The organism is Pseudomonas sp. FSL R10-1339 (genome assembly GCF_009600545.1).
Lineage (GTDB): Bacteria > Pseudomonadota > Gammaproteobacteria > Pseudomonadales > Pseudomonadaceae > Aquipseudomonas > Aquipseudomonas bubulae.
Genome location: NZ_WIVQ01000186.1, coordinates 1 through 2,613, shown reverse-complemented (window position 1 = coordinate 2,613; position 2,613 = coordinate 1). Strand labels below are relative to the sequence as shown.

Annotated in this window: 4 protein-coding genes; 2 read left to right on the top strand and 2 right to left on the bottom strand. The window is 54.3% G+C overall.

All coding sequences use genetic code 11. The features are described from left to right. Positions 1–25 precede the first annotated feature (25 nt). Both GHO03_RS24115 and GHO03_RS24110 read right to left on the bottom strand, forming a co-directional pair. The gene (locus GHO03_RS24115; RefSeq protein ID WP_153400653.1) at positions 26–556 is read right to left on the bottom strand and encodes a DUF5384 family protein; all 531 of its coding nucleotides are present in this window, start codon (positions 554–556) and stop codon (positions 26–28) included. A 10-nt stretch (positions 557–566) separates the two neighbouring features. Further along, on the bottom strand, positions 567–1,076 hold the full coding sequence (locus tag GHO03_RS24110; RefSeq protein WP_153400655.1) for a hypothetical protein: 510 nt from the start codon (positions 1,074–1,076) through the stop codon (positions 567–569). A 461-nt stretch (positions 1,077–1,537) separates the two neighbouring features. Between GHO03_RS24110 and GHO03_RS24105 the strand changes: the two genes are divergently transcribed. Further along, positions 1,538–2,047, top strand: coding sequence for a hypothetical protein (locus GHO03_RS24105; RefSeq protein ID WP_153400654.1), 510 nt, complete (start codon positions 1,538–1,540; stop codon positions 2,045–2,047). A 10-nt stretch (positions 2,048–2,057) separates the two neighbouring features. After that, positions 2,058–2,588, top strand: coding sequence for a DUF5384 family protein (locus GHO03_RS24100; protein WP_153400653.1), 531 nt, complete (start codon positions 2,058–2,060; stop codon positions 2,586–2,588). Positions 2,589–2,613: the final 25 nt, after the last annotated feature.

Sequence of the window (2,613 nt, the reverse complement as noted above, 5' to 3'; positions counted from 1 at the left end):
GGTCCGGGGCAGATCGATAGGAAGATTACTCGCCGAACAAGCGGCTGGAGCGGTTGACTTCAGCCTTGCCGGTATCTTCCAGTAGGGACTTGGCGCCGGAGGTCACATTGCGTGCTGAGTCGGCTTCAGACTGGATCACGTCGGTGCGTGCAGCGCTATCACGCAGCTCGGCATCGATGTAGTCGTTGGTGCGTGCGGCACGGGCTCGCTTCGCTTGTAGTGCTAGGCGGCGCTCTTCCAAATCCATTGCGCGCACCTCGTCTTCGAAGCCTTCTTCACGAGTTTGAACACGCTTATGTTCGAGCTCTTGTGTCTTGCGCTGCTCAAAGGCCTTTTGCTGCGCAGCCTGCTGTGCCACTGCACGTTGCCGCCGATCAGCAGCACTACGCGCCTCGTCGCGTGCCCGTTCGGCTGACGCTTGGCGGATGCGTTCGGCCTCAGAGGCTGCTTCAGCCTGTTTGGTTTGCTGTTCGATTTGGTGCAGGTTGTCGAATTGGTTTGCCAATGTCGGCATGGTGAACAGTGCAAGGACGGAGCCCAGAACAATATGTTTCATGTCCGGCCCCTTAGCTTTTCTTGGGTTCTGGACAGGCCGCATTCGGTTGAATGCGTGTTTCGTTGGAGATCGTCATCACCATTAGGGATATTTCACCAACCTTGAACTCACAAGGACGACCCACCTGGGTGGAAGTGAAGATCTTGCCGCTTTCGGAATAACCGATCAGAACGCCCGGCACTAGGGTGGTGTCATTGACCATCGAGCCCGCCATGGCGCCTGCAGCGCCACCGGCTACACCGCCGACAATGGCCGTGTCAGTGTTTTTCGTGTTGCCCAGCGCAGCACCACCAATCAAACCCAGTACCCCACCGGCCATCATGGCGGCCTTCTTGTTCTTTTCGTTGCTGACTTTTATCTTGCTCGGCGAAACTGTAATGATTTTTACGGTTTTAGCTTCCTGCTGAGTGTTTACCTGACTGGAGTCGAATACATCTGCTTGATACTCCTCACCATTAGTTTGGCAACCAGCAAGAACGGCAGCAATCGAAAGCACCAGGCAGCGTTTTAACATCATCATTCCTAATATCTCTTGTGAGCGTAAGAAATCCCGAATGGGACATCCATTGTGATTTGAAGCAATGTGCCATCATTTTAATCAAATTCAAGAAGTCAAAGCTAAGGAAACCTGGGAACGGCTGCGGCTTAGGTGCATGAGGCAGTAGCTGTCTGCGCGCCGCTGGACGACTGGAATGAGCTGCACGAGCGTGCGCATAACGCCGCTTATGTTCAAAAGGCCCCCATACTTGAGAGAGTCGTGGGGGCCTTTTGAACATAAGCGGCGTTATGCGCACGCTCGTGCAGCTCATTCCAGTCGTCCAGCGGCGCGCAGACAGCTACTGCCTCATGCACCTAAGCCGCAGCCGTTCCCAGGTTTCCTTAGCTTTGACTTCTTGAATTTGATTAAAATGATGGCACATTGCTTCAAATCACAATGGATGTCCCATTCGGGATTTCTTACGCTCACAAGAGATATTAGGAATGATGATGTTAAAACGCTGCCTGGTGCTTTCGATTGCTGCCGTTCTTGCTGGTTGCCAAACTAATGGTGAGGAGTATCAAGCAGATGTATTCGACTCCAGTCAGGTAAACACTCAGCAGGAAGCTAAAACCGTAAAAATCATTACAGTTTCGCCGAGCAAGATTAAAGTCAGCAACGAAAAGAACAAGAAGGCCGCCATGATGGCCGGTGGGGTACTGGGTTTGATTGGTGGTGCTGCGCTGGGCAACACGAAAAACACTGACACGGCCATTGTCGGCGGTGTAGCCGGTGGCGTTGCAGGCGCCATGGCGGGCTCGATGGTCAATGACACCACCCTAGTGCCGGGCGTTCTGATCGGTTATTCCGAAAGCGGCAAGATCTTCACTTCCACCCAGGTGGGTCGTCCTTGTGAGTTCAAGGTTGGTGAAATATCCCTAATGGTGATGACGATCTCCAACGAAACACGCATTCAACCGAATGCGGCCTGTCCAGAACCCAAGAAAAGCTAAGGGGCCGGACATGAAACATATTGTTCTGGGCTCCGTCCTTGCACTGTTCACCATGCCGACATTGGCAAACCAATTCGACAACCTGCACCAAATCGAACAGCAAACCAAACAGGCTGAAGCAGCCTCTGAGGCCGAACGCATCCGCCAAGCGTCAGCCGAACGGGCACGCGACGAGGCGCGTAGTGCTGCTGATCGGCGGCAACGTGCAGTGGCACAGCAGGCTGCGCAGCAAAAGGCCTTTGAGCAGCGCAAGACACAAGAGCTCGAACATAAGCGTGTTCAAACTCGTGAAGAAGGCTTCGAAGACGAGGTGCGCGCAATGGATTTGGAAGAGCGCCGCCTAGCACTACAAGCGAAGCGAGCCCGTGCCGCACGCACCAACGACTACATCGATGCCGAGCTGCGTGATAGCGCTGCACGCACCGACGTGATCCAGTCTGAAGCCGACTCAGCACGCAATGTGACCTCCGGCGCCAAGTCCCTACTGGAAGATACCGGCAAGGCTGAAGTCAACCGCTCCAGCCGCTTGTTCGGCGAGTAATCTTCCTATCGATCTGCCCCGGACC

Bases quoted from the DNA above. Each gene is read 5' to 3' on its own strand.
- GHO03_RS24115 (WP_153400653.1), bottom strand. From the start codon at position 556: ATGAAACATATTGTTCTGGGCTCCGTCCTTGCACTGTTCACCATGCCG.
- GHO03_RS24110 (WP_153400655.1), bottom strand. From the start codon at position 1,076: ATGATGATGTTAAAACGCTGCCTGGTGCTTTCGATTGCTGCCGTTCTT.
- GHO03_RS24105 (WP_153400654.1), top strand. From the start codon at position 1,538: ATGATGATGTTAAAACGCTGCCTGGTGCTTTCGATTGCTGCCGTTCTT.
- GHO03_RS24100 (WP_153400653.1), top strand. From the start codon at position 2,058: ATGAAACATATTGTTCTGGGCTCCGTCCTTGCACTGTTCACCATGCCG.